We start from the raw sequence: 18,266 nt of genomic DNA, 5'->3' as shown, positions 1-18,266 counted from the left end.
ACACCGTTGACTCTGCTTGTCTTACACTCCTCGGGCCCGCGGCGCGCCCGGGGCGCAACTGTGATCCAGATCACAGCCGGGACTGTTGTGGTGAGGTGGGCCACTATGCCACTCTTCAGTCAGCGCCGTTGACAACGCCGTTGACTTTACCCACAGGTGTCGATCGCTCCACTAGCCATACCCCTCGAAGGGAAACACATGCTTCCGACCAGTTCCATCCCGCCTCTCACGCCCAGGGTAGTTATTGGATTTCTTGGCACCTGGGTGATGGCTCTGCTTGCGGCCAACCTTGTACCCGTGCTGATCGGGGCGCTCATTGCGGACCTCGGCATGTCCATCACTGCGGCCTCTGCGCTGGCCACGGCAATGTCACTGGGCACCGCAGCAAGCATTTTTGCCTGTACCAAGTTGGTCGCGAAGGGAGACCGTCCCAGAGTTGCCCGAATAGGCCTGCTGGTTATGGCCCTCGGTTTCGGTGCGGGTGCCGCGACTCTGAACGAGACCGCCGTTGGCATCGGTATTGTGCTTGCGGGCATCGGCGCCGGCACAGTGGTGGCTGCCGGTACCGCAGCTTCCGCTGCTACCCGTGATCCGGACAAGACCGTCAACATAGTCATGATCGTCAACCGCCTGGCTGCGGCGGCACTTCTGGCTATCGTGCCGGTCCTCGGCAGCGACCTCCGCACGATTCTGCTCATCCTGACGGCAGTAGGGCTGGTCGGACTGCTCGCCGCTGGAGGGTTGCCCAACGTGCCCATCGAGGTAGCCCAGAAACCCGTCTCGGGGCGCCAGTTCGGGATCAAGGCCATCATTTTGGCGTTGGTTTTTGGGCTTTGGAGCATGACCGAAGACCTCGTCTACGCCATCTCCGGTGTGATTGGCACTGAACATGCCGGGATGACACTCGAGGACCTTTCCCTCGTCCTTTCGCTCAGCGTTGTCGGCGGTCTCGCGGGCGCGCTGCTTTCCCCGCTTGCCCTGAAGCTCCTGGGCCGATCCCTGGCCATCGGACTGATAATCACCATCGGATCCATCTGCAAATACCTGGTCTTGACAGCCGACGGATCAGCCACACTGTCGACAGGACTTGTAGTGGCTGGAGCGATGTACGGCGCCGTGCTGGCGCTGGTCTTCGCGCTTGCCGCGCGGATGGATCTCTCAGGCCGCGTGGCAACCCTTGTCACCGGCGTTTACATCGTGGGCGTTGCACTGGGACCGGTCGTCGGCGGCAGCCTGATCGGCATCATCAGCACGGACGCTTTGGGGCTGGCCATCGGTATTCCCAGCCTCATTTTCGGAGCGCTGCTGTACGCAGTATCCCGCGCCAGCGGTGTTGCGGAGCGTGGTGGTGAAATCGTCGAGTCAGTGAAAACCCAACAGGACGCAGTCGTGTAGCCGGGGAACAGGGAACGGCGAGAATCCGTCTCCGCCCTCCTCCACCTGACACCACGGCATCCGATGTGCGAGGCTACAGGTGTGGCGCACATCTTGGGGCGGGAAACCTAATGGGGGCAGAGGCGGGACTCGCTAATCCCCGGCAGCGGGCAAAAGGGCTCAATCGCGAAATCATCATCGATACCTGCCTGCAGCTGACTGACGAGTCCGGTGCTTCCGCACTAACGTTCCGCCGCATCGGGCGAGCCCTGGGCGCGGACCCCACCGCACTGTACAGACACTTTAAAGACAAAGACGAACTGCTTCTGGCGCTGACAGACCGTCTGATCGGCGAAGCCCTCCGTGATTTTGAGCCAACCCAATCCTGGCGAGAGGACATCCGGGAGTTGCTCATTCGCGGGCGCAGGGCCTACCTGGCACATCCCCAAGTGGCTGCCCTCGCCGCCGTGCGTGTGACACGGCAAGAGTCCGAGATGCGCTTCGTGGAGACGATTCTCGCCACCTTACGAAAAGCAGGATTCGAGGGTGACGACGTTGTCAAAATTTACCGGGCTTGCGCCGACTTTATGCTCGCCTGGACAGGTTTCAGTGCTGCCCTGAAGTTACTGGGCGAGAAGTCGGCAACGGACGTTCGGGCTTGGGCAGAAGCCTACGCCCAAGCTCCGGCCGGCCGCTTCCCGAACGCTGCGGCTGCTGCAGCCTCCATGTCAGCTATCGACGACGACGAGAACTTCCTATTCTCGCTGGACCTGCTGCTTGACGGCATTGAAGCCCGCTTAGCCGTGTAGCGCCCTGCTCGTTCAGGATCCTGCGGGCGCCGCGAAACCCAGCGTCTTGTCGATGATGTTCTCCAGCGGCTGCTGCCGGGTGTAGCGGGCGAAATTGTCCGCGAACTGCCCGGCCAGCTGGGGCAGCCAGCCACGGGCATCACCGCTGAGGTGCGGCGAAATGATCACGTTGTCCATCTTCCAGAGCGCGTGGTCGGCCGGCAGCGGCTCGGTTTCAAACACGTCCAGTGCGGCTCCGGCGATGGCGCCGGATCGCAGCGCCGCCACCAGGGCGTCGGTGTCCACGCACGCCCCGCGGCCCACGTTCACCAGCCGGGCCGTGGGCTTCATGGCCTCCAGCACGGCTGCGTCGACGAGGTGCCGGCTCTCTTCGGTCAGCGGTGCCACCATCACCACCCAGTCGAAGGTTCCGACGACGGCGGCGAGTTCCGACGACGCGTACACCTCGCCGAAGTCCGCGTCGTCGCTGCGGGCAGTGCGCCCGGCCCCGGCAACGTGCAGGCCGAGGGCCTTGAGCACGCGCGCGATCTCGCGTCCGATGGCACCGGTGCCCACGATGAGGGCGCGGCCGGACTCCAGTCGTTCGGTCTCACGGTGCCGCCAGGTGCGCTCCCGCTGCAAAGACAGCAGACCTGGCAGGTCCTTGGCGAAGGCGAGCATCCCGGCGAGGACGAATTCGGCGATCGGCCGGTCGAAGATGCCGCGGGCGTTGGTAACCACCACGCCTGAATCCCGCAGTTCCTGGAACAGGAGCTTGTCCACGCCGGCGGCGGCCACATGAATCCACTCCAGCGAGCCGGCCGCATGCCAGGCGTCCTCCAGTGCGGGGGAGAAAAAATCCCAGAGGAACAGCACCTGGGCGCCGTTCAAGGCTTCCTCCAGGTCGTCCGCGGTGGCGTAACGCACCTCCGCGGCGGCCTCCACGTCCTCCATGCCAGGCGGCAGGTGGTCTTTGTACAGGACGGTGACGACGGGTCTGGCCGCTGCGGCCATCAGGCTTCCGGCGCCTTGTTGCGCCGCGACTTCAGCGCGCCCAGCTGGTCGTCAACTTCTGTGCTGGCCTCCAGCCATTCGAAGGCCTCCTGCACTTGCGGCGAGTCCGGGTCCGACCATGCGATTTCGTTGCGGGCGGATGCCTCGGCCTCGATGCGACGGGTCTCCCGCTCGGCATCCCGGGCAGCGGACTGCATTCCGGTTGCGCTGCCGGCTGCCGCCGAGGCGGCCTGCTGCATGCCGAGCGTGGCCTGAGCGACGTTGTGGCGTGCCTGAAGGGTCTGGTACCGCAGGCGGCTCTCGTCTATCCGCGAGGACAGGCGGGCGAGCTCCCCGTCCAACCGGCGCCACTGATCGGCCATGCGCTCATATTGCCGGGCGAGGGTTTCCACGCGCTTCGACGCCGTAATGCTCCGGTGCAGGAACTCGCGGGCCCCGTCGTCGTCGCCGCGGGCCACGCACTCTTCGGCCTGGCGGTCGCAGTACGCCTGCTCTGCTTTGGCCTCATCCAACAGCAGCCCGATGCGGCGGCAGTCGGCCGCGATGTCCGCGACGCTGCGGCGGGCTTGGTCCACCGCTTCGGACTGCTGCTGCTGGCTGGCCTCTATGGCCGCCAGGGGATCGACCGGAGTCTCCCTGGCCGCGCGGTTGGCGCGGATGATGCGTCCAAGGCGGTGCTTGATGGACACGTTAGCTCCTCATGGGATCGGGCCGACGCCGCGCCGGGGCGGGCTGGCGGCGCGGCGGGCCGGACCGGGGGTGGGGCGGGACGGCGGGGCTGCGCCCGTCGCGGACACCGCGGTAGGCCGAGGACCATGCGTGCAGCGCCTCGATCTCCCGGGACAAATGCCGGCCGGCCAGTTCCAGCTGTTCGGCGTCGGCAGAGTACCCGGCTTCCACCAGGTGTTGCCGCAGTTGGCCCGACAGCCGGGTGAGTTGTTCGGTCCGCCCGCCCAGGCTGGCGGCGAGGGAGCGTTTGACCTCCGGGACCGGCTCGCCTTCCGCCAACTTCAGCTGTTCGTCCAGGGACCGGGAAGCCGTTTCAAGCCTGGCGGCCACCAGCGGCAGCTCCCCGACGGGGCGGCCCTCCGCCCGGGCGGAGGCGAGTGTCCGTTCCGTCGCTTCCGCCGAGCGCTGCAATCCGAGCCGCTGGCGGGCCAGGCGGCGGCCGGCGGCGTCCTTGCTGAAACTGCGGACGGTGAGCGACCCCCGGCGCAGCCCGTTCCGCAACCGGCGGGAGCGCCGGATCCTGCGGATCACCAGCCAAACGGTCACCGCCGCGGCCGTCCCGACGCACAGCACGGCGATGCCGGTGAACATCAGGATTTGCATGACCATGTCGGCCAAAAAGGTTCCGGTACTGGCGGGCACTGGTGTCAAGGGCATGCCTCAAGTTTGCCCCCGGATGAGCGATTCCTGCCAGTGGGAGTGAATTGCCGGGCAAAACGGCGGGGCAAAACAGCCGGGCACAACAATGGAGCCGGTTCCCGTACGGGAACCGGCTCCATTGGAAAAGACTAGAGCGGCGTTGCCGCTGCCGTCTTAGAGGCCGCGGATGTTGGCAGCCTGCAGGCCCTTGGGGCCCTGCACGGTTTCGAATTCGACCTTCTGGTCTTCACGCAGTTCGCGGTATCCGCCACTGTTCTCGATAGCCGAGTAGTGAGCGAAGACGTCGGCCGAGCCGTCGTCCGGAGCGATGAAGCCGAAGCCCTTTTCAGAGTTAAACCACTTGACGGTTCCAGTTGCCATTTTGTACTCCTCCGAGTATTTACACGGCCCGCGGACTTCACGGGTCGCTTGCAGCGGTGTTTTTCGTCCGCCGTTCAGAGAAGCACAAACCCTTCGGTGAAGGGCCTGTTGCTCAAAATCAAATGCGCAACACAACAACTACAAAAATTACTGTACAGGACTTTGGCCGGGAATCCGAACGGCGCTACCACGGCACCCCCTGTTCAGGGCGCGTTCAGGTTGTTATCGTAAAGTGATCTTCATCTACGGGGCATTCGCCCTATTCCGCGGCTGGGAAGTCGGACCCGAACCACTGAAGGCTGCATGAGCATATCTGTATCTCCACCGACAACTTCTACCCGTAGCAAGCGCGGTTCTTCCGCCGCCAGCGGCTACTCCCAGCTGTTGAGCACCGTGCGGGATGCAGGTCTGCTGCGAAAGCGCAGGGGGTTCTACATCAGCCTCTTTGTTGCACTGGCGCTGGGGCTGGCGGGCGCGGTCACCGGATTCGTACTGCTTGGCGACAGCTGGTTCCAGCTGTTGATTGCCGGCGCACTGGGCATCCTGTTCACGCAGTTGGCGTTCCTGGCCCATGAGGCCGCCCACCGGCAGGTCTTCGAAACCGGTCCGGCCAACGACCGCGCCGGAAGGTTCCTGGCCAACGCCGTCGTGGGCATCAGCTATCAGTGGTGGATGAACAAACACACCCGGCACCACGGCAACCCGAACACCATCGGGAAAGACCCGGACATCGAGCAGGACACCGTCTCCTTCCTGCCCGAACAAGCTGCCGAACGCCGCGGCCTGATGGCCTGGTTCACCCGCCGGCAGGGCTACCTGTTCTTCCCGCTGCTGATGCTCGAGGGCATCAACCTGCACGCCACCTCCATCAGGTCGCTGTTTGCACGCGGCCCCGTCAAGGGCCGCAAGAGGGAAATTTCCGTGCTGTTCGCGCGGCTCACTCTTTATATCGCGGCCATCTTCTTCTTCCTCCCGCCGGGCATCGCGTTCGCGTTCCTCGGAGTGCAGCTGGCCGTCTTCGGGGTCTACATGGGTGCGTCCTTCGCGCCGAACCACAAGGGCATGCCGCTGATCCCCAAGGACTCGAAGGTGGACTTCCTCAGCCGCCAGGTCCTGACCAGCCGCAACATCGTTGGCCGCACCCCCGGGGGAAGCGGCGCCATCAATGCGCTTATGGGCGGGCTCAACTACCAGGTGGAGCACCACCTGTTCCCGAGCATGCCGCGGCCCAACCTGGCCAAGGCCGCCCGGATCGTGCGCGAATACTGCGCCAGCCACAGCATCCCGTACACCGAAACGTCGCTGCCCAAGTCCTACGGCATCGTGGTCCGGTACCTGAACAAGGTTGGCCTGTCGGCGCGGGACCCGTTCGACTGCCCGATGGTGGCCGAGTACCGCCGGCTCTAGCGCTCAGCAGGTTCCCTACAGTTGCCGGTGTCCAACGCGGACACCGGCAACCGTCGTTCTAGAGCTGCGTGAAGGCGGCCGTGGCCGGGTCCGCGCCGATGCGACCGCCGGCGTCAAGCGCCGTGATCGCGGCCAGGTCCTCCGCATCGAGCGTGAGCCGTGCCGCGGTCAGGTTTTTCGCTATCCGGCCCGGGTTGGCGGACTTGGGGATCACGATGTTGCCGTTGGCCAGATGCCAGGCGAGCACCACTTGGGCCGGAGTCGCCAGATACTTTGCCGCGATGGCGGTGACCGTCCGGCTCTCCAAATCGGCGCCCTGGCCCAGAGGGCTGTAGGCCTCGACGGCGATGCCGTGCCGGCGGCTGAGCGCCGCCACTTCGCGCTGCTGGAAGGTCGGGTGGATCTCGATCTGGTTGACCGCCGGCACCATGCCTCCGGCGGCCAGCAGGGTCTGTAGATGCTCGGACAGGAAGTTGGAGACGCCGATGGCCCGGCTGAGGCCTTCGGCGTAGAGTTCTTCGAGCGCCTGCCACGCCTGCACGTACAGGTTCTGCGAGGGCACCGGCCAGTGGATCAAGTACAGGTCCACGAAGTCCAAGCCGAGTTCGCGCAGGCTGTTATCAAAAGCCCGGCGGGCGTCGGCCTGTTCGCCGTTGCGGAGCTTGGTGGTGATGAACAGTTCCTCGCGCGGGATCCCGCTGGATCTGATCGCCGCGCCCACGCCGGACTCGTTGCGGTAGGCGGCGGCGGTGTCGATGTGGCGGTAACCGGCCTCCAGCGCAGCTTCAACGGCCCGCTGCGTTTCAGCCGGTGGCACTTTGAAAACGCCGAAGCCCAACTGCGGGATGCTGACGCCGTTATTGAGATCGATCGCGGGCACTACGGCCATCGGGAATACTCCTTCGGTGCAGGGGGGCGGAACTACTTCTTCGGGACCAGCACGCCGTAGACGCGCATCTCGGCCAGATGCTGGCCGTCATGGTCGTGAATGGAGATATCCACGATGTTGTTGCGGCCATAGCGGGTGCGTTCGACGCCGGTGGCCACCAGGCGGGCTTCGGCCGCGCCGGGCGCGATGTACGTTATTTCCGCCTGGCGGGAGACCGACGGCCGGCCCAGCGACTCGCAAACGAACGCGAAGCACGTATCGCCGAGCGTAAACAGGTAGCCGCCGTGCAGGATGTGGTGACCGTTCAGCATGTAGTCCTGGACGCCCATGGACATCACTACACGGCCTTCTTCGGCCTCCAGCACCTCGATGCCAAGGTGCTGCGACGCCTTGTCTGAGGCATAGCGGTGGCGGACAAGCTCCTCGACGGTGGAAAACTGCTCGTCGGTGGCGGGGGTAGTCAACAGAGCCTCCGGATGTGGCACGGATCATGGGCGTGACCAACGCTACCAATATCCACACCGGTCGATGCTCATCGGCGGGCTGCAAAACCGGTTTGCAGCGGCGCGGGGCGGGCTCAGTCGTCGCTGGAGTGTATTTTCCGCCGCGTGCTGAGCAGGTCCACGCCGGGGCGGTAGGCAATGTAGTTCTCGGCCGTGTCCAGCACCTGGACCACATGGGCCCGGTCGCCGCCTACCAGCCCGATGCCCAGTTCGGCCCGCCGGTAGAGGTTCTGTTGGCCGACTTCCGCCACTGAGACATCGAACCGCTTCCGGACCTCGGCGATGATCGGCCGCAGCACGGATCGCTTTTCCTTGAGCGAATGCACGTCGCCCAGGAGCAGGTCGAACTCAATCCAGCCGATCCACATGCTGACGAGTCTAGGGCAGGTGGTCCATCGCCTCACACGGGCTGGAGTTCGGCTGCGCGCGGTGGATTCCCATGGCCAACACCTCGACCAGGGCGGAAAGCGTGCGCACGTCCTCCGGCGACAGGCCGGAGAGCAGGTCCTGCTCGGCACGTGCGACGCGGACCTCGAGCTCCGAGAGTGCGGCGCGTCCCTGCGCGGTGGGAACAATTTTCCGTGCACGCCGGTCGTTCGCGGCGGGGACGCGCTCCACCAGCCGGGCGGCCACGAGCTTGTCGAGGATGTAGGTCAGGACAGTGCGGTCGATCGCCAAGTGCGACCCGAGGGCCTGTTGGTTCGGCGGGTCCCGATGAACGACGGCGGAGAGGATTTGGTAGCCGCGGATGCCTTCCGGCATGCCGGTGACGGCCTCCTCGAATTTTGACTGGTACCCGCGCAGGACCATGCCGAGGTTCCAGCCGAAGTCGCCGGGAACCGGGCCGTGCGTCCTGTCCGCTGTGGCGGCTCGTTCTCCTGTCATGACTCTCATGATAACGAATCATGCGAAGTTGCACAGATAATCTGTAGTGAATATAGTCTGTCGGACAGCATATTTGCAGACTGGAGTTGGAATGAAGCGTGGCACCGTTGGCATCCTGGGGGCTGGCCGGGTGGGCACCGCCGTCGCGCGACAGGCGCTCACAGCCGGCTACCGGGTGAAGATCGCGACGTCCAAGCCGGCCGCAGAGATCGCCTTGCTGACCGAAATCATCACGCCGGGGGCGGAGCCGGTCGACGCCGCGGAAGTGGGGGAGGCGGACCTGGTTCTCGCCGCGATCCCGCTGCACCGTTACCGCACGCTGGATCCGGGCCGGTTGGCCGGCAAGACCGTGATCGATGCGATGAACTACTGGGCACCGACCGACGGCGTGATCAGCGATTTCGAGAACGACCCGCGCGGCAGCAGCGAGGTCGTTCAGGATTTCCTGGCGGGCGCGCGACTGGTGAAAACCCTGAACCACATCGGGTACCGGGAACTCGAAGAGGAGGGCCGCGATCCGGGTTCCGCCGGCCGCCGAGCCTTGGCTCTTGCCGGCGATCACGACGACGCCAAATCCCTGGTCGCGGCCTTCATCGATCGCCTGGGTTACGACCCGGTCGATGCCGGCCCGCTCTCGGCCGGCCGCGCCTTCCAGCCGGGGACCCGCATTTTCAACGCCGCCCATGCCGCCGACGAGCTCCGCGGCCTCTTGGCGGAGGCCACCGAACCGGCGTGTCGATGACGGCATCAACAGGCAGAACAGGACAAGACATGGAAATCGGTGCCTACAGCTTCGGCGACACGCAACTCAATCCGGACGGCAGCCAGCGGGAGACGTCGGAGGCCATCCGTAACCTCTTTGAGGCGATCCTCCACGCCGACACGGTTGGCTTGGATTACTTCGGGATCGGCGAGCACCACACCACCAGCATGCCCGCGTCCTCGCCGGGCGCGATCGTCGCCGCGGCCGCGGCCGCCACGCAGCAGATCCGGCTCGGGAGCGCCGCCAGCATCATCTCCACGGACGACCCCGTTCGCGTGTTCCAGCAGTTCTCCACGGCGGACGCGATTTCCGGGGGCGGCCGCGTCGAGATCACCGCGGGCCGCGGTTCCTCGGTGGAAACATTTCCGCTGTTCGGCTACGACCTGGGCGACTACGACGAGTTATATGCGCAGAAGCTGGATCTGCTGATGGCCATCAACAACAGCCGCGCCCCAGAAGTGACGTGGAGCGGATCCCGGCGGCCGCCCATCGCGGACCTGGCCGTCGTGCCGCGCCCTGCCGCCGGGCCGCTGCCCATCTGGCTGGCCACCGGGGGCAACGCCGGTTCTTCCGCCCGGGCCGGGCAGCTCGGACTGCCCGTCTCCTACGGGATTATCGGCGGAGCCCCGCACCGGTTCGCTCCACTGGCCGAGCTTTACCGGCGCACCGCGGCCCAGGCCGGCCACAGCGGTCCGCAGATCAAGGTTTCCGTTGCCGCCCTCGGGCTGGTGGCGCCGAGCAAGCAGGAGGCCCTCGACCGGTTCTACCCCGGCTGGCACAACCTCAACGTGGAAATGGGCCGGCTGCGCGGCTGGCCCGCGCCCGACAAGCGCGCTTTCCTGGCCCAAACCGAGGCCCCGGGCGCCTATTACGTCGGCGATCCGGACGACGTGGCCGAGCGGATTGCCCACCTGCACGGATACCTCGGACATGTGCGCCACTTCCTGCAGACCGACATCGGCGGGCTGCCGCACGAGCACCTGATCGACTCCATCACGCTGCTGGCCACCGAGGTCAAGCCGCGGGTTGAGCGGCTGCTGTCCCGGAAGTAGGCACGACACGCCGCCGGCGCGCCCCGCTGGCCATATCTATCCGCGGCTCGAAGCGACGCCTCCGCCGCCGTCCTAAGCTAAGGGCGTGGATAAAGCGGTGGACAGACAAACGGACCAGGCAGAGCTGGCGGCAACAGTCATCCTGCTGCGCGACGGCCCGGAGGGACTGGAAGTCCTGATGCTGGAACGCCCCGGCGGTGGATCCTTCGCGGGGGCCTGGGTATTCCCCGGCGGCAAGGTGGACCCGGGGGACTACCGTGCAGCCGAAGCCGAAGCCGAAGCCGAAGCCGACGCCGAAGCCAAACCCGAACCCGACGCCGACGCCGAAGCGGGCACCGGCACAGAGGCCGGCGGCGCCGTCGAACGTGACCAGGGTCGGCAGCTGGCGGCGGCAAGGATCGCAGGGGCGCGCGAGACCTTCGAGGAGACCGGCCTGCGGATCGCCGGCCAGGACCTGGTACACCTGTCCAACTGGGTGCCCCGCCACAGCCTCGTCCGCCGCTTCCAAACATGGTTTTTCACGGCAGTGGCCCCGGTCGGCGAGGTCGTGCTCAACGACGGCGAGCTGGCCGGCTTCGCCTGGATGCGGCCCGGCGAAGCGCTCCGCCGGCATGAGACGGGGCTGATGCGGCTGGTCCCGCCGACCTGGGTCACCCTGCATGAACTGGGCCGCTTCAACACCGTTGCGGACGCACTGGAAGCCGCTCGGAACACGGAGCCTTTCGACTATGAGAGCCACGTGCTTGACGACCCGGCCAGCGGACAGGTCATCGTGTGGGCGGGCGACGCTGCCTACCCCGGTCCCGGGCCGGCGGCGGCCGCCGGGGCCAGGCACCGGCTCTCCACCGCCTCGCTGCCCTGGCGGTACGAAAGGAACCGTTAGTCCCCTGCGTCGCCGGCCCGGCACGCCTACACTTGAGGCACCTGCTGCCACAACCGACCGGGAGGCCGCCATGAAGAAAGCCATGAAGAAGAAGTCCTTGAGGGATTTGAGCGGGGGGCAGCGGCTGCGTGTCGCCACCATGGCCGGGCTGCAGCTTGTCTTGCAGACGGCCGCTCTGAAGGACCTGAAGAAGCGCCCGGCAGCCCTGGTCAACGGGCCGAAGCCGGTGTGGTTTGCCGCGTCCTTCCTCAACTTCATCGGCCCTGCGGCCTACTTCCTGCTCGGCCGAAAGCGCTGAGCTCCTCAGCACAAACCGTTGATCTATTCAATTCAGCGGTGCTAAAGACCGTCGCGCAGTGTTGCCCGCGTAACGATGGCCTAGAGTGTTTGACGTCACCAAGTGGCGTCGACCACACTTGAGCTAGTGAACGCATGTTCGGCTAGCGAACAGCGCGGTCTGTATCCCCGTTCTCCTCGGGGCAGAAGGAGTGGAAATGAAATGTGCGCTGCATAGGGCGCCGCACCTCGTCGGGATGCTCCCATGAGCGCCCCCGCGGTGACAACTGACAGCAAGGGGCCGGCGGCCAGCCGGTCCCGCCGGCGCCCGTCGAAGAAGCGTCCCACCAAGCAGCTGCTGGGCCTCGCCGGGATCCTTGCATTCCTGCTGGTGTGGGAACTGGTGCCGCGGGTGGGGATTGTTGAGGCCCGCTTCCTGCCTCCTGCCTCCGAGGTGCTCGCCGTGCTGTTCAACGATTTCGGCCTGGCGGCGTTCTGGCTCGCGGTGGGCGAAACCATGCTCGCGTGGTTCCTTGGCCTGCTGATGGCGGTGCTGCTGGCCGTGGTACTTGGCTTCATCATCGGTTCGTCAAACTTCCTGCGGAAATTCACGAACTCCACGGTGGAGTTTTTGCGCCCCATCCCGTCGGTCGCGTTGATTCCGCTGGCCGTGCTGCTGTTCGGCGTGAAGATCGAGTCCTCGCTGATGCTGATTGTCTACGCATCGTTTTGGCAGGTCTTCATCCAGGTGCTGTACGGAGTGGCCGACGTTGACAACGTGGCGATGCAAACGGCGAAGTCCTACGGCTTGGGCCGATTCGCCCGGGTCCGCCACGTGGTGTTCCCCACCGCCCTGCCGTACCTGATGACCGGGGTGCGCCTGGCCGCAGCGGTGGCGCTGATCCTGGCCATCACGGCCGAACTGGTGATCGGTTCCCCGGGCCTGGGCAGGGAAATCGCGCTGGCGCAGTCCGGTGGCGCGATCGCGGGCATGTATGCGCTGGTGCTGGCCACGGGGCTGATCGGCGTGCTGGTCAACCTGGTGATGCGCTTCATTGAGCGCAAGACCCTGTCGTGGCATGAATCCATCCGTTCCGAGGTGATCGCGTGAAAGTCCTGAAAAGCGTTGCCTACGCGCTGGCGCTGCCGGTCATCCTCGTGCTGATCTGGTGGGCCTCGACGCTGGGCGCGACAAACTTCTTCGTGCCCACGCCGGCACTGCTCGTCGACGCGTTCGCCGAGACCTGGTTCGGAGAACGGCTTTTGTCCGACGTGCTGCCCTCGATCGGGCGGCTGATCATCGGGGTGGCCGCGGCGATCATCCTGGGCATCGTCGCCGGCCTGCTGATCGGCTCGATCAAGTGGCTGCGCGACTTCACCGAGCCGGTGCTGGAGTTCTTCCGCGCCATCCCGCCGCCGGTGCTGATTCCGGTACTGATGCTGCTGATGGGCATCACCGACACGATGAAGATTGTGGTCATCATCTCCGGCTGCATCTGGCCGGTGTTGCTGAACACCATCGAAGGCGTCCGCGCCATTGACTCGGTGCTTTCGGACTCGGCGCACACCTACGGCATCGGCGGCATGGCCCGCGTGCGCCACCTGGTGCTGCCCTCTGCGGGTCCGCAGATCATGGCCGGCGTCCGCCAGTGCCTGTCGATCGGGCTGATCCTGATGGTGATCTCCGAGATGTTCGCCTCGTCCTCGGGGCTGGGCTTTACCATCGTGCAGTTCCAGCGTTCCTTTGCGATCCCCGAAATGTGGTCCGGCATCGTGGTGCTGGGCCTGATCGGTGTTGCCATGTCATTCATCTTCCAATGGACCGAGCGCAAGATCCTGCGCTGGTACCACGGCCTGCGAGAGGTAGAAAATGCAGCCTGAAACCACCCCGGTTCCGACCGGCAAAACCCTGCCCGAAGGCCAGGCCATGCTCTCGGTGCGCGGCGTCAAGAAGGTCTACCACACCGACGGCGGCGACATCGAGGCGGTGCGCAACCTTACCTTCGACCTGCGGGCGGGGGAGCTGGCCTGCCTGGTCGGCCCGTCCGGGTCCGGCAAGACCACCTTGCTCAAGTGCATCTCCGGCCTGCTGGCCCCAACCGAGGGTGAGGTGCTGCTGGACGGCGCCCGGGTGACCGGCCCGCCCAAGAAGATGGCCGTGGTGTTCCAGGAGTACGGCCGCTCGCTGTTCCCCTGGATGCGGGTGCGCGAGAACGTGGAGCTGCCGCTGAAGAACGCCGGCATGGGCAAGGCCGAGCGCGACAAGCTCGTGGACGACGCCCTCGAGGCTGTGGGCCTGGACCACGTGCCGCAGTCCTACCCGTGGCAGCTCTCCGGCGGCATGCAGCAGCGCGTGGCCATCGCCCGGGCAGTGGCTTACCAGCCCGAGGTGCTGCTCATGGACGAGCCGTTCGCCGCCGTCGACGCCCAGACCCGGGCCGACCTGGAGGACCTGATCCGCACGGTCTGGAAGAAACTGGGCGTCACCGTCCTGTTCGTCACCCACGACATCGACGAATCGGTCTACCTGGGCCAGCGCGTGATCATCCTGTCCTCCTCGCCGACCGTGATCCAGGAAGACCTCGAGATCGACCTGCCCGACGAGCGCGACCAGCTCAACACCCGGGCACTGCCGCGGTTCACCGAACTGCGCCACCACGTCTACGAACAGATCCAGCTTGCCAAGCAGGGCCACCGCCCCGCCGCCGCCACCCAGGCCGGCAGCGCCGGCTAGCAGGAGGCAGTGGGGCGCCGGCCGCATCCTGGGCAAGGGGTGCGGCCGGCTCCGATTTTTAACCAGTGCGCCGGTCCCGCCCGCCCTCCGAGATCGACTACTCGGATAACGCCCTCCTCAGCGCTGAAAAGGGCGTTATCTGAGTAGTCGAGGGGGTGGGGTTGGGGTGGGGTTGAGGGAGGGGCTTGGGAAGAGGGGGTAGCCGGGCCTGCGGCGTCCGGTGTGCGGCGCCCCTCGCGGCCGGTTAGCAGGTGATGCGGCGCAGCAGGTCGCGCAGAACGCGGCGCCCGTCTCGGCCGGTCAGAAGGCGATGCGGCGCAGCAGGTCGCGCAGCGTTTCCCGTTCCTGTTCGTTCAGCCGGGCCAAGGACTCGTCCGAAGCCTCGCGGATGATCGCTTCGGCCTGCTTGTACAGCTTCCGGCCCGATGCCGTCGCAACGATGACCTTGGAGCGGCGGTCGCGCGGGTCGGCTTCACGGGTGACGGCGCCGCGCCGCTCCAACTGGTCCACCAGGGCCACGATCTGGCTGGGGTCCAGGCTCAGGAAGTCGGCGAGTTCGCGCTGCGACGGGTTCTCCCCGCTGCACGCCAGCGACAGCACAGAGTAGGACCGCACCTTCAGGTCAAGCTCGGCCAGCATGTTGTTGGCCAGGCCGGAGCCCAGCGAACGCGCCCGCGCCGTGAGGAACTCGATTTCGTTGGCCAGATCGGTGCCGTACAGCCGTTCAAGGCCGGCGGTCGCCGACGGGCGGACGGCCGTTGTTGCTGCGGACATGGTTCCTCGCTAGAAGTAGGTGCTGCCCAAAATGATTGACTTTTTCAATCATATGGGTTGTCATGGGTTCTAGACCAGCATAAACCGCAACGCACCCCCACCGTGCGGGACGAAGGAGCAGCAGATGTCTTTGGCCGGAAAAACAGCGATCGTCACCGGAAGCGGCCGGGGCCTCGGCCTGGCCTACGCGCAGGAGCTTGCCCGCCAGGGTGCCTCCGTTGTGGTCAATGACGTGGACGCGCAGGTCGCGGAGGAAGCCGTCGCCAGTATTACCGGCGCCGGCGGCCAGGCCATAGCCGTCGCTTCCCCAGTGGGGCCCACCGAAACTGCCCGCCAGCTGGTGGCCGCCGCCGTCGAGACCTTCGGTCGCCTGGACATCCTGGTGACCAATGCCGGAGTGCTGCGGGACAAGTCGCTGCTGAAGATGACCGACGAGGACTTCGACCTGGTGATCAACGTGCACCTGCGCGGCACCTTCACCTGCGTGCGCGAGGCCTACGCCTACTTTAAGGAGAACGCTGTCGCGGGACGGATCATCACGATCGGTTCGCCTACCGGCCAGCGCGGCAACTTCGGCCAGACCAATTACGCCGCGGCGAAGGCCGGGATCGTCGGGATGGTCCGGACCTGGGCGCTGGAGATGAAGAAGGCCGGCGTCACCGCCAACGCCGTGATTCCGGTGGCAGCCACCGCGATGACGAAGACCGTGCCGTTTTTCCAGAAGGCCGTGGAGGCGGACGAGCGCGGCGAGGCCATGCCCGACTTCTTCCGCAAGGAGCTGGGCTTTGGAACGGCCGACGACGTTGCCGGGTTGGTTGCCTACCTCGCCTCCGATGCGGCAGCCAACGTGACCGGCCAGGCGATCGGGGTGGGCGGCGACCGGCTGCAGTTATGGTCCCATCCGGAGCCCGTCGCCACCGAGTTCCTGGACGGCGGCTGGAACTACGAAGCGCTGAGCGAGCGCTTCCAGGACCTGTTCGGCGGCCGGCTGCAGAGCGTGGGCGAGACGTTCCCCGAGCTGCCGGCGGAACTGCAGCCCGAGTCGGCGGCGAAATAGCCATGCCTCCCACGCGTTACGAACCGGTGCTCGATGTCGCGTCGCTGGCGGCGATCGACATGCATGTTCACGTCGAGATCGACGGCCACGGACACCTCTCGCTGCCGCAGGAGCTGATGGACGCGTCGAGCGCGTACTTCAAGGCGGAGGAGCGGACGCCGTCGCTGGATGCGATCGCCGAAACGTACCGAAAACTGAAGATGGCGGCCGTGGTGTTCACCGTGGATGCCCGCACCCGCCTGAAGCACGAGCCGAACAGCATCGAGGACATCGCCGAGGGCGCCGCCCGCAACAACGACGTGCTGATCCCGTTCGGCTCCGTCGATCCGCTGACGGGTCCGGAGGCCATCGACCGGGCCAAGTCCTTGGCCGAGGATTACGGGGTGCGGGGCTTCAAGTTCCACCCGAGCCTGCAGGGCTTCAACCCGGCCCACGAGCGGTTCTACCCCCTGTGGGAAGCCCTGCAGTCGCTTGGCCTGCCGGCGGTGTTCCACACCGGCCAGAACGGCATGGGGGCCGGCACCCCCGGCGGCTCTGGAATCAAACTCGGCTACTCGAACCCGCTGCTGCTGGACGAGATCGCCGCCGACTTCCCGGGATTCCGGATCATCATGGCGCACCCCTCGGTGCCCTGGCAGGACGAGGCCAACTCGATTGCCACGCACAAGTCGAACGTGTTCATCGACCTGTCCGGCTGGTCGCCAAAGTACTTCCCGGAATCCCTGGTGAAACTCTCCAACTCCGTCCTGCAGGACAAGGTGCTGTTCGGCACGGACTACCCGCTGATCACCCCGCAGAAGTGGCTGGGCGCGTTCGCGGACCTGCCGATGAAGGACGAGGTCCGGCCGAAGATCCTCAAGGACAACGCGGTGCGCCTGCTCGGGCTGGGCGGTGGGCAGGCATGAGCACGGTGGCCCAAGAGAAGGCCGGCACCGCGGCCGGACCCTTCTATCCCTCCGACCAGTACGGCTACGCCGCGCTGCTGACCGACGCCGAACGCACCGTGCTCGGCCGGCTGCGCGGCGTGCTCGAGGAGCAGGTTCAGCCGCTGCTGGCGGACTACTGGGAACAGGGTGAGTTTCCGTATCAGATTGCCCAGCCGCTGTATGACCTGAACCTGATGGCGCCGGCCGAACTGACCGACGGCGGTGCGAAGCCCTCCGGACTCTACGAGGGCTTCCGCAACTTCGAGCTCGCCCGAACAGACGCCTCCGTCGCCACCTTCTACAACGCCCAGTCAGGACTGTTCCGCACGGCCGTGACTCTGGGCGGCAGTGCCGGGCAGGCCGCCGAGCTGGACCCGAAGATCCGCAGCTTCGAGTTGAAGGGCGTCTTTGCGCTGACCGAACCGGAACACGGATCGGACATCGCCGGCGGGCTTGAGACCAGCGCCCGCCGCGAGGGAGGCGAATGGGTGATCGACGGCGCCAAGCGCTGGATCGGCGGGGCCGCCGCTGCCGACGTGCTCGCCGTCTTCGCCCGCGACCAGGCGGACGGACAGGTCAAGTGCTTCCTCGTCCCGACCGATGCCCCCGGGGTCGGCATCGCCAAGATCTTGCGAAAGACCTCGCTGCGCATGATGCAGAACGCCGACATCGCGCTGGCCGGAGTCCGCGTACCGGACTCCGCGCGGCTGCAGAACGTCAACTCGTTCGCGGACGTGGCCTCGCTGCTGCGCAACATGCGCTCCGACGTCGCCTGGATCGCCGCGGGCGTACAGGCCGGCGCCTACGAGGCCGCGCTGCGCTACGCCAAGGAGCGGCGGCAGTTCGGCAAGCCGCTGGCCGGATTCCAGCTGGTTCAGGAGAAGCTGGCCACCATGCTCGGCAATCTCACGGCCTCGCTCGGCATGGCGGTGCGCCTGACCCAGCAGCAGGAGGACGGCATCTACAAGGACGAGAACTCGGCGTTGGCCAAGATGTTCTGCAGCGCCCGCATGCGCGAGACCGTTGCCCTGGCCCGGGAAGTCGTGGGCGGCAACGGCATCACCCTGGACACCGACGTCGCGCGGTTCCATGCCGACGCCGAGGCCGTCTATTCCTATGAAGGCACGCACGAGATCAACGCCCTGATAGTCGCCCGGGCAATCACCGGCACGGGCGCATTCCGCTAGAACCA

At 66.2% G+C, this 18,266-nt stretch carries 22 protein-coding genes; 13 read left to right on the top strand and 9 right to left on the bottom strand.

Annotated features, from left to right (window positions below; translation table 11 throughout):
• Nucleotides 1-198: 198 nt before the first annotated feature.
• Both AC5RUH_RS00445 and AC5RUH_RS00440 read left to right on the top strand, forming a co-directional pair.
• Nucleotides 199-1,395 (top strand): MFS transporter, encoded by a 1,197-nt coding sequence (locus tag AC5RUH_RS00445; protein ID WP_494024174.1) that lies wholly within the window; start codon nt 199-201, stop codon nt 1,393-1,395.
• 110 nt (nt 1,396-1,505) lie between these two features.
• Nucleotides 1,506-2,183 carry a TetR/AcrR family transcriptional regulator C-terminal domain-containing protein gene (locus AC5RUH_RS00440; protein ID WP_494024175.1) on the top strand — a complete coding sequence of 226 codons (678 nt, stop codon included), beginning with the start codon at nt 1,506-1,508 and terminating at the stop codon, nt 2,181-2,183.
• A gap of 12 nt (nt 2,184-2,195) precedes the next feature.
• On the opposite strand, the gene AC5RUH_RS00435 is transcribed toward AC5RUH_RS00440, so the two are convergent.
• The 4 genes from AC5RUH_RS00435 to AC5RUH_RS00420 form a co-directional block, all read right to left on the bottom strand.
• A complete protein-coding gene (locus AC5RUH_RS00435; protein ID WP_494024176.1) occupies nt 2,196-3,176 on the bottom strand; it encodes a D-2-hydroxyacid dehydrogenase in 981 nt (326 codons plus the stop codon).
• Nucleotides 3,176-3,865 (bottom strand): PspA/IM30 family protein, encoded by a 690-nt coding sequence (locus AC5RUH_RS00430; RefSeq protein WP_494025156.1) that lies wholly within the window; start codon nt 3,863-3,865, stop codon nt 3,176-3,178. Before AC5RUH_RS00430 ends, AC5RUH_RS00435 begins: the two co-directional genes overlap by 1 nt.
• Before the next feature lies 1 nt (nt 3,866).
• A complete protein-coding gene (locus AC5RUH_RS00425) occupies nt 3,867-4,562 on the bottom strand; it encodes a hypothetical protein (RefSeq protein WP_494013682.1) in 696 nt (231 codons plus the stop codon).
• 156 nt (nt 4,563-4,718) lie between these two features.
• Nucleotides 4,719-4,925, bottom strand: coding sequence for a cold-shock protein (locus AC5RUH_RS00420; protein WP_127512299.1), 207 nt, complete (start codon nt 4,923-4,925; stop codon nt 4,719-4,721).
• Nucleotides 4,926-5,228: 303 nt separating this feature from the next.
• On the opposite strand from AC5RUH_RS00420, the gene AC5RUH_RS00415 reads away from it, so the two are divergent.
• Complete coding sequence (locus AC5RUH_RS00415) at nt 5,229-6,332, top strand: fatty acid desaturase family protein (RefSeq protein WP_494074649.1); 1,104 nt, start codon at nt 5,229-5,231, stop codon at nt 6,330-6,332.
• 58 nt (nt 6,333-6,390) lie between these two features.
• Here AC5RUH_RS00415 and AC5RUH_RS00410 read toward each other — a convergent pair whose 3' ends face one another.
• The 4 genes from AC5RUH_RS00410 to AC5RUH_RS00395 all read right to left on the bottom strand — a co-directional run bounded on the left by AC5RUH_RS00410 (nt 6,391) and on the right by AC5RUH_RS00395 (nt 8,609).
• Nucleotides 6,391-7,221, bottom strand: coding sequence for an aldo/keto reductase (locus AC5RUH_RS00410; protein ID WP_494024179.1), 831 nt, complete (start codon nt 7,219-7,221; stop codon nt 6,391-6,393).
• Between the two features lie 32 nt (nt 7,222-7,253).
• Nucleotides 7,254-7,685 carry a hotdog fold thioesterase gene (locus AC5RUH_RS00405; protein WP_494013685.1) on the bottom strand — a complete coding sequence of 144 codons (432 nt, stop codon included), beginning with the start codon at nt 7,683-7,685 and terminating at the stop codon, nt 7,254-7,256.
• A 113-nt stretch (nt 7,686-7,798) separates the two neighbouring features.
• Nucleotides 7,799-8,092, bottom strand: coding sequence for a DUF503 domain-containing protein (locus tag AC5RUH_RS00400; RefSeq protein ID WP_494000918.1), 294 nt, complete (start codon nt 8,090-8,092; stop codon nt 7,799-7,801).
• Nucleotides 8,093-8,102: 10 nt separating this feature from the next.
• On the bottom strand, nt 8,103-8,609 hold the full coding sequence (locus AC5RUH_RS00395; RefSeq protein ID WP_494127597.1) for a MarR family winged helix-turn-helix transcriptional regulator: 507 nt from the start codon (nt 8,607-8,609) through the stop codon (nt 8,103-8,105).
• A 91-nt stretch (nt 8,610-8,700) separates the two neighbouring features.
• Between AC5RUH_RS00395 and AC5RUH_RS00390 the strand changes: the two genes are divergently transcribed.
• The 7 genes from AC5RUH_RS00390 (at nt 8,701) to AC5RUH_RS00360 (ending at nt 14,317) form a co-directional block, all read left to right on the top strand.
• Complete coding sequence (locus tag AC5RUH_RS00390) at nt 8,701-9,351, top strand: NADPH-dependent F420 reductase (RefSeq protein ID WP_494024180.1); 651 nt, start codon at nt 8,701-8,703, stop codon at nt 9,349-9,351.
• A 29-nt stretch (nt 9,352-9,380) separates the two neighbouring features.
• A complete protein-coding gene (locus AC5RUH_RS00385) occupies nt 9,381-10,424 on the top strand; it encodes an LLM class flavin-dependent oxidoreductase (RefSeq protein WP_494127596.1) in 1,044 nt (347 codons plus the stop codon).
• Between the two features lie 97 nt (nt 10,425-10,521).
• A complete protein-coding gene (locus AC5RUH_RS00380; RefSeq protein WP_494127595.1) occupies nt 10,522-11,307 on the top strand; it encodes an NUDIX hydrolase in 786 nt (261 codons plus the stop codon).
• Nucleotides 11,308-11,377: 70 nt separating this feature from the next.
• Nucleotides 11,378-11,605: a PLDc N-terminal domain-containing protein gene (locus tag AC5RUH_RS00375; protein WP_494013690.1), complete on the top strand. Its 228-nt coding sequence runs from the start codon at nt 11,378-11,380 to the stop codon at nt 11,603-11,605.
• 243 nt (nt 11,606-11,848) lie between these two features.
• Nucleotides 11,849-12,694 carry an ABC transporter permease gene (locus tag AC5RUH_RS00370; protein WP_494000912.1) on the top strand — a complete coding sequence of 282 codons (846 nt, stop codon included), beginning with the start codon at nt 11,849-11,851 and terminating at the stop codon, nt 12,692-12,694.
• Complete coding sequence (locus AC5RUH_RS00365; RefSeq protein ID WP_494024182.1) at nt 12,691-13,464, top strand: ABC transporter permease; 774 nt, start codon at nt 12,691-12,693, stop codon at nt 13,462-13,464. Before AC5RUH_RS00370 ends, AC5RUH_RS00365 begins: the two co-directional genes overlap by 4 nt.
• Nucleotides 13,454-14,317, top strand: a complete 864-nt coding sequence (locus AC5RUH_RS00360) for an ABC transporter ATP-binding protein (protein WP_494000910.1) — start codon at nt 13,454-13,456, stop codon at nt 14,315-14,317. Before AC5RUH_RS00365 ends, AC5RUH_RS00360 begins: the two co-directional genes overlap by 11 nt.
• Before the next feature lie 300 nt (nt 14,318-14,617).
• Here the strand turns inward: AC5RUH_RS00360 and AC5RUH_RS00355 are convergent, their stop codons facing one another.
• Entirely contained in the window at nt 14,618-15,091 is a 474-nt protein-coding gene (locus AC5RUH_RS00355; RefSeq protein WP_494000909.1) for a MarR family winged helix-turn-helix transcriptional regulator, read from the bottom strand.
• A 124-nt stretch (nt 15,092-15,215) separates the two neighbouring features.
• Between AC5RUH_RS00355 and AC5RUH_RS00350 the strand changes: the two genes are divergently transcribed.
• The 3 genes from AC5RUH_RS00350 to AC5RUH_RS00340 are packed head-to-tail and all read left to right on the top strand — an operon-like array spanning nt 15,216 to nt 18,261.
• Nucleotides 15,216-16,148: an SDR family NAD(P)-dependent oxidoreductase gene (locus AC5RUH_RS00350; protein ID WP_494127594.1), complete on the top strand. Its 933-nt coding sequence runs from the start codon at nt 15,216-15,218 to the stop codon at nt 16,146-16,148.
• A 2-nt stretch (nt 16,149-16,150) separates the two neighbouring features.
• Nucleotides 16,151-17,053 carry an amidohydrolase family protein gene (locus AC5RUH_RS00345; RefSeq protein ID WP_494127593.1) on the top strand — a complete coding sequence of 301 codons (903 nt, stop codon included), beginning with the start codon at nt 16,151-16,153 and terminating at the stop codon, nt 17,051-17,053.
• A complete protein-coding gene (locus AC5RUH_RS00340) occupies nt 17,050-18,261 on the top strand; it encodes an acyl-CoA dehydrogenase family protein (protein ID WP_494127592.1) in 1,212 nt (403 codons plus the stop codon). The genes AC5RUH_RS00345 and AC5RUH_RS00340 overlap by 4 nt, the downstream gene beginning before the upstream one ends.
• Nucleotides 18,262-18,266: the final 5 nt, after the last annotated feature.

Source organism: Arthrobacter sp. Y3223166 (assembly GCF_059090935.1).
This window is presented reverse-complemented; position numbering and strand designations above follow the sequence as displayed.